Raw genomic sequence first — 5909 nt, 5'->3', positions numbered from 1 at the left:
ACTGGCTACGCTCATATGGATTTGTGGATAACGCTCTGATGATGGTGTGATAGCAAACCTTTCCCAGCTGCAGCTGACCAGGCTGAACAAATACTGTCATTCTCGCGTTGGCCATCGTGCCGGCGCCGCAACTTTTGATAGCGAATGCCAATGAACTTTCACTTACTTCATGCTATAGCGTTACTGGCTGTGTTGCTGCTCTTCGCCTGGTTGTCCTGGCGGCGTAGAACGCGGAGGCACCGGCGCAAGATCCGCCAGGCTGGCCGTATCCTGGCTAAACTCGACGACATTCCACATCCAGGCCAACGCCTGGCGTATCTACGCAAGATTGACCCCTACACCTTTGAAGAGCTGCTTCTCGAGGTATTTGAGCGGCGCGGCTTCACGATCCAACGCAACAAGCGCTACTCCGGTGATGGCGGATTGGATGGCAAAGTCTGGTGTGGCGATGAGCTGTACCTCATCCAGGCCAAGCGTTACAGCAATCTCATCAATAAACGGCATGTCCTGGAATTTATTGAACTGGTCGAGCGATTCCAGTGCAAAGGTTTGTTCTGCCATACCGGGCGAACCTCAAGCGGCTCCAAAGACTTGGTTAACGGTCATCCAGGCATAGTGATGCTGTCCGGAAGCCGGTTGCTGGACTTTATCGATATCAATAAACCCTTCTCTTTTTAACATGGTGGATAAATGGAACGTAAAAATTTGCCATCAAAAATGGCAGGTAGCGACGATGTGGCATTTTCTCTGCATGATGTATTCCAGATTTGCATTGAAAATGGAGTATTTAGGCTGGTAAAAATAAATGATGATGAGATGTTTTATCGCATCACTGTTTGTGGCGTTTTCCGGATACAAAAAAACAAATTAAATGGAGCGGTTACGCAATGGGCCTACCATTTAAAAACAGCAAGCACCGGTGAGTGGCGAAGAAGAAAATCATTACCGGTTCCTATCTGGCTTTTTTGGCGTAAAAATATCACCTACTCAATGAATGAGTGGTTAACAGCAGCGATTAGTCAAGTGATTGACTCTCTTGTTAAGTCCGGATTCTCTATGCGAATAAAAACAACACTTTTTCGTGTTAGAGAACGGAATCAGAAGACTAAATTAATTTCGTCGATGTTCCCTCAAGAAGTAATATCATTATATTACCATGATGATTTGTGTCAGCAGCTTGGGGAAAAGGATTTCTCTTATCCTCATGACTATCCCAAATCGGTGGGCTACACGTCTAGAACACAATTCTATGACGACATGGTTAAAAAAATAAGAATTCGGAGTTGGGGATTCGTTTCAGAGTCGGTTAGGGATGCAGCCGCTAAATTACTTTGCAAGCATATTTGGGAAATGGTAGATAAGTCGATTTTTTCTCAGTATGCAAAATCAGACTGGTGCTCAATTATACGTCAGTCTTTAACTAATGCGACCTTTTCAGGTTATTTGGTGTTTTCCAAGCGTATTCTCATTGAAAATGACACGGACTTCAAAGGGCTTTGGCCGATGGTTGGCCTTCTTCATCGGCAGCAGGGTAAACATACGTTTCGGCTTTCTGGTAAAACAAGGGAGTTATTCGAACAGCTTTCTTTTCCAGATGAGATAACGTATGGCGATTTTAAAAAATTGCGCCATGTCAGCCCTACCTTGGTCGCGATGTTGAAAGAGATACCCAGGGCAGATACACAGAAAAAAGAAAAACAGTTAAAAACGGTTATCAAGTTACTGCGTAATCCACATATCAAATGCTATCCGGTTAAAGTTATTTTCTGGGTTATGGAGTACCTCGCCGCTCACTTCCGGACAGAACAAGCGGCTGAAATCTATCGGGTATGTGAAAAATGGTTGGAATATTATACAGACCTTTACCGCAACATTGGTTTTAAGGAACAAGAAGGGCGATGGAGGACGGAGGTTAACCATTTGGAGCATGTTATTGACTGGATTTATCGCACTGAATCTAGTATCCACAAAAATCAGAGCTGGCCTTCATTCTGGAGGCTTGCGGAGGAGTGGACTCAAGGATTGAGACGCGATGATGCCTTATATGGCGATTATCATGATGGTTCTTTCTGTGATGATGATGTTGATAAGGCATCGTGGACTGGTGTTAATGTCGATTTGTCGACGATAAACCCCGGAGTCAAAGAAATCACCACTGTGGACGATCTGTATAAAGAAGGTGATGAAATGTGCCACTGTGTTGCCAGTTATCGCCGTGACTGTGCATACGGTAACTATCGGGTTTTCTCCATCATCTGTGATGATGAGCGTGCCACATTAGGCGTTTCGCGAGAACACCATAAATCTACTTATATGTTTGACCAGATACGAGGAACTGAGAACAGTTCGGTTTCACGCCGCATGGAAAATCTCGGTAAAAAAATACTATCCCTGGTCAATGCGAGCATAAACTGAAGAGGTAAATATGATTCTGACGTTGATTGTTGTTTTTATTTTGTTTTCCGTGCTTCTTGTTTTAATGATTTTTAAAATGAAAAGATTTGATGATAAGGAAAAAATAGTTAATGTAATTAATTTTTCTAATCGAGGCGTTTTTAAGCGTATTGATGAAAACCGTGAACTTCTCGAGTTGCTTTATAAAGACTTCCCTGACGTATTGGAACGATGTCCGTGGGTTGAAGGCTGGATTTTTTCTCAGGATTCATTTTTAAGTGATTTGGCATCAGTATCCCATGCTCAAAACCATGTTAAAGATAGGGAGTTTCATAGCCGAGATTACCCGAGGGACTTCCCGGGTAAAAGATATCGAGTCGAGGAGAAAACCATTAGTGAAAATTTCAAGTCGAAAGTATCTTTTTCCAATAATAGAGAGTTAAAGTAAATATGATGAGCGCGAGTGCGTTATGAGAATCGTGTAAATTCAACCCATCAATCTAGGATTAAAAATGAGACTTTTTATTGCAGAAAAACCGGCTGTAGCCAAAGACATTGCTGCCGCCCTTGGCGGTGGCAGCCACAAAGGTGCATATATTGATTGCGGTAACGATAAAGTGTCTTGGCTGTTCGGTCATGTTTTACAAACCGTACAGCCAGAAGTTTATAACCCGGTGTATAAACAATGGCGAAAAGAAGATTTACCGTTAAAACTGTACCCGCCGCAGTATGAGATTTCACCGGATAAGGTTGACCATGTAAATAAAGTTATTGAGCTAATTAAACAAGCCGATGTGATAGTCCACGCTGGCGACCCAGACGATGAAGGGCAACTGTTGGTTGATGAACTTTTGATTTATAGCGGAAATGATAAGCCGGTTAAGCGTGTACTGATTAACGATAACACTGATAAAGGCGTTAAAAAATCCCTGGCCGATCTGCGTGACAACAAAGATTTTCATGGGGATTATCTCAAGGCACTTTCACGCAGTGTAGGCGATGAGATTTATGGGCTGAGTTCGACACGCGCCTACAGCATTGAAGCGCAATCACAGGGGTATCGTGGCGTGCTGTCGGTCGGACGTGTCCAGACGCCCACGCTGGGGCTTATTGTTCGCCGCTGGCGTGCCAACAAGGCACACAGCAAGTCCTATTACTACATGCTCGATGGTGCTTTTACATTGGGTTCCGGTAGCCTCACTGCGCGGCTGCAATTCCCAGAGGATGCCCCGGTCGATGACAAAGGGCATGTGCTCCAAAAAAGCTATGTCGACGAGCTGGCCACCCTGGTGAACGGTAAACCAGCGCGAGTTACTGAAGCCGCCGTTAAGGATAAGGAAACTGCGCCTAAGTTGCCGTTTAACCTCAGTAAACTACAGCAGCAAATGAACCGCGATCACGGCATGTCTGCCGCCCGGACGCTGGAAGTTACACAGGGATTGCGCGAGAAGTTCAAAGCGATCACCTATAACCGTTCTGATTGCGCTTATTTGTCCGATGAACAGTTTTCGGAAGCCCCGGACGTGGTGGCCGCATTGAAAGCCAGTGCCGCGTTTGCTGACGCAGACGTAGATACCACGCGCAAGAGCAAAGCGTTTAACAGTGCCAAGGTGACGGCGCACACGGCGATCATTCCAACCGATAACGTGCCTGACCTGGATAAACTGAGCACTGATGAGCGCAATGTCTACACGGCCATAGCCAAGCAGTATTTAATCCAATTTATGCCGCCTAAACGCTTCCAGGAAGCCACTGGCCGTATTGAAGTCAATGGTCAGACATTTACCTACCGTGCAACGAAAGAAATCCATCCCGGCTTCGAGGCGTATTTGAAAGAGCCGAAAGAAGTCAGTGAAGATGACGCGGCAGAAACGGCCTTTGACGTGGTGAGTCAATTGCAGGTAGGCCAGGATGGGCGGTGCGAATCAGCAACCGTTCAAGAGAAAGAAACCACGCCGCCCAAACTTTTTGATGAGGCGAGTTTAATCTCGGCAATGACACGCATCGCTGATTTTGTTGATAATGTTGAAATTAAGAAGCTGTTAAAGGAGAAGGATAAGGACAACGATCAGGCGCATGGTTCGATCGGCACTGAGGCGACCCGCGCAACGATTATAGAGACGCTCAAAAAGCGTAACTTTATCGTCGTTGAAAAGGGAAAACTTATTCCTACAGAAACCGGTCTTGCACTTTTTGATGCGTTGCCAGACGTTGCTACTCAACCTGATATGACGGCACTTTGGTTTGAACAACAATTACAAATCGCAGAAGGTAAGTTAACTGTCGAACAGTTCGTAACCGACTTGTATGGATTTTTGACTGAGCAACTTAAAGACGTTAATGTAGGAGAAATTAAAGGTGAGAAAAGGGAAGACGGTAAAATCCCTCGTCTTAACGAAAAATGCCCTTCTTGCAGTAACGAAATTATGATTCGACCAAAAATTTATGCCTGTACGGGTTGCGATTTTAAAATCTGGGCTATAGTGGCAGAGAAAAAGTTGACAGTGAATCAGGTTGAAACGATTATAAAGAAAGGCAAGTCTAACGAAATTAAAGGATTCACCAGCAAAGCAGGTAAAAAGTTCGATGCGACTTTGGTTTTGCAGGATAAAGCCACAGGTAAGCTGGGCTTTGAATTCTCTCAAAAATCTAAGGGGAAATAATGAGCGACAACGAAATCTACAGCGAAGTAAAACGAATCCTCTCTAACATCCGTTCTGTGCGAGCCTTTGCGCGTGAAACGGATTATGACTTACTGCTGGAGATGCAGGAAAAATTTAGTGCTGTCATCGAAGAACGCCGTGAAGATGCCGAGCGTGAAAAACGAGAGCGTGCTGAACGCGAGACGAAACGTATGGAGTTACTCCAGCTGATCCAATCAGAAGGTTTCGACCCGAGCGAACTGTTGCTGGGTGTTGAATCTTCTGGCTCGTCAAAAAAATCGAAAACAGGTGTAAAACGTGCGCCTAAGTACCAATTTGAAGTAAATGGGCAACTTCAATACTGGTCAGGTGTTGGACGGAAACCGAAGCCGATTCAAGACGCATTGGATCATGGAAAATCGTTAGACAGCTTCCTTATCCCGACAAACCAATAAGTAATATAATTAACAATATATATCCGACATATTTCTGATGTGTCGGATTTTTTTTGGACGGTAAAATGGATAAGAAAGCGTTTCTATTCAGGTTTCGTAAGGCCAGCAGTGCAGATACGCTGGAGCGGATGTATGAGCACATGCGTGATAAAGTGGTACAAGGTGACGTTGAGTTTTTCCTGGGTGCATATGACCACCGGAAAGCCGAACTGGCCGTTGGCCGTATCTTTGATAAGGTGCCGATCTCAGCCTGGAAGTACGTGAAGTAATTCCATTTTTACTATCAGAACCAGCTTGGCCGGCAAAGAGTGTGACCGATATATGATGGTGTTTTCGCACCAGGTATCGTGCTGCAGCGACTTGAAATGCCATCATATCCCACCTTTGTTATCCACAAATCCACATGAGTGAAGCCAGA

At 44.8% G+C, this 5909-nt stretch carries 6 protein-coding genes; all 6 read left to right on the top strand.

The features are described from left to right. Positions 1 to 249: 249 nt before the first annotated feature. The 6 genes from AC2FCQ_RS24465 (at position 250) to AC2FCQ_RS24440 (ending at position 5760) form a co-directional block, all read left to right on the top strand. Complete coding sequence (locus tag AC2FCQ_RS24465; RefSeq protein WP_261136860.1) at positions 250 to 678, top strand: restriction endonuclease; 429 nt, start codon at positions 250 to 252, stop codon at positions 676 to 678. A 12-nt stretch (positions 679 to 690) separates the two neighbouring features. Beyond that, positions 691 to 2415, top strand: coding sequence for a PcfJ domain-containing protein (locus tag AC2FCQ_RS24460; RefSeq protein ID WP_261136815.1), 1725 nt, complete (start codon positions 691 to 693; stop codon positions 2413 to 2415). A 10-nt stretch (positions 2416 to 2425) separates the two neighbouring features. After that, entirely contained in the window at positions 2426 to 2842 is a 417-nt protein-coding gene (locus tag AC2FCQ_RS24455; RefSeq protein WP_261136814.1) for a hypothetical protein, read from the top strand. Positions 2843 to 2906: 64 nt separating this feature from the next. Further along, positions 2907 to 5057, top strand: coding sequence for a type IA DNA topoisomerase (locus AC2FCQ_RS24450; protein WP_261136813.1), 2151 nt, complete (start codon positions 2907 to 2909; stop codon positions 5055 to 5057). Continuing rightward, positions 5057 to 5491 (top strand): H-NS family histone-like protein, encoded by a 435-nt coding sequence (locus AC2FCQ_RS24445; protein WP_241391971.1) that lies wholly within the window; start codon positions 5057 to 5059, stop codon positions 5489 to 5491. Before AC2FCQ_RS24450 ends, AC2FCQ_RS24445 begins: the two co-directional genes overlap by 1 nt. A gap of 65 nt (positions 5492 to 5556) precedes the next feature. Next, a complete protein-coding gene (locus AC2FCQ_RS24440) occupies positions 5557 to 5760 on the top strand; it encodes an Hha/YmoA family nucleoid-associated regulatory protein (RefSeq protein ID WP_219015165.1) in 204 nt (67 codons plus the stop codon). Positions 5761 to 5909 lie beyond the last annotated feature (149 nt).

The organism is Serratia sp. CoH_134_PS_4 (assembly GCF_058190535.1).
This window is presented reverse-complemented; position numbering and strand designations above follow the sequence as displayed.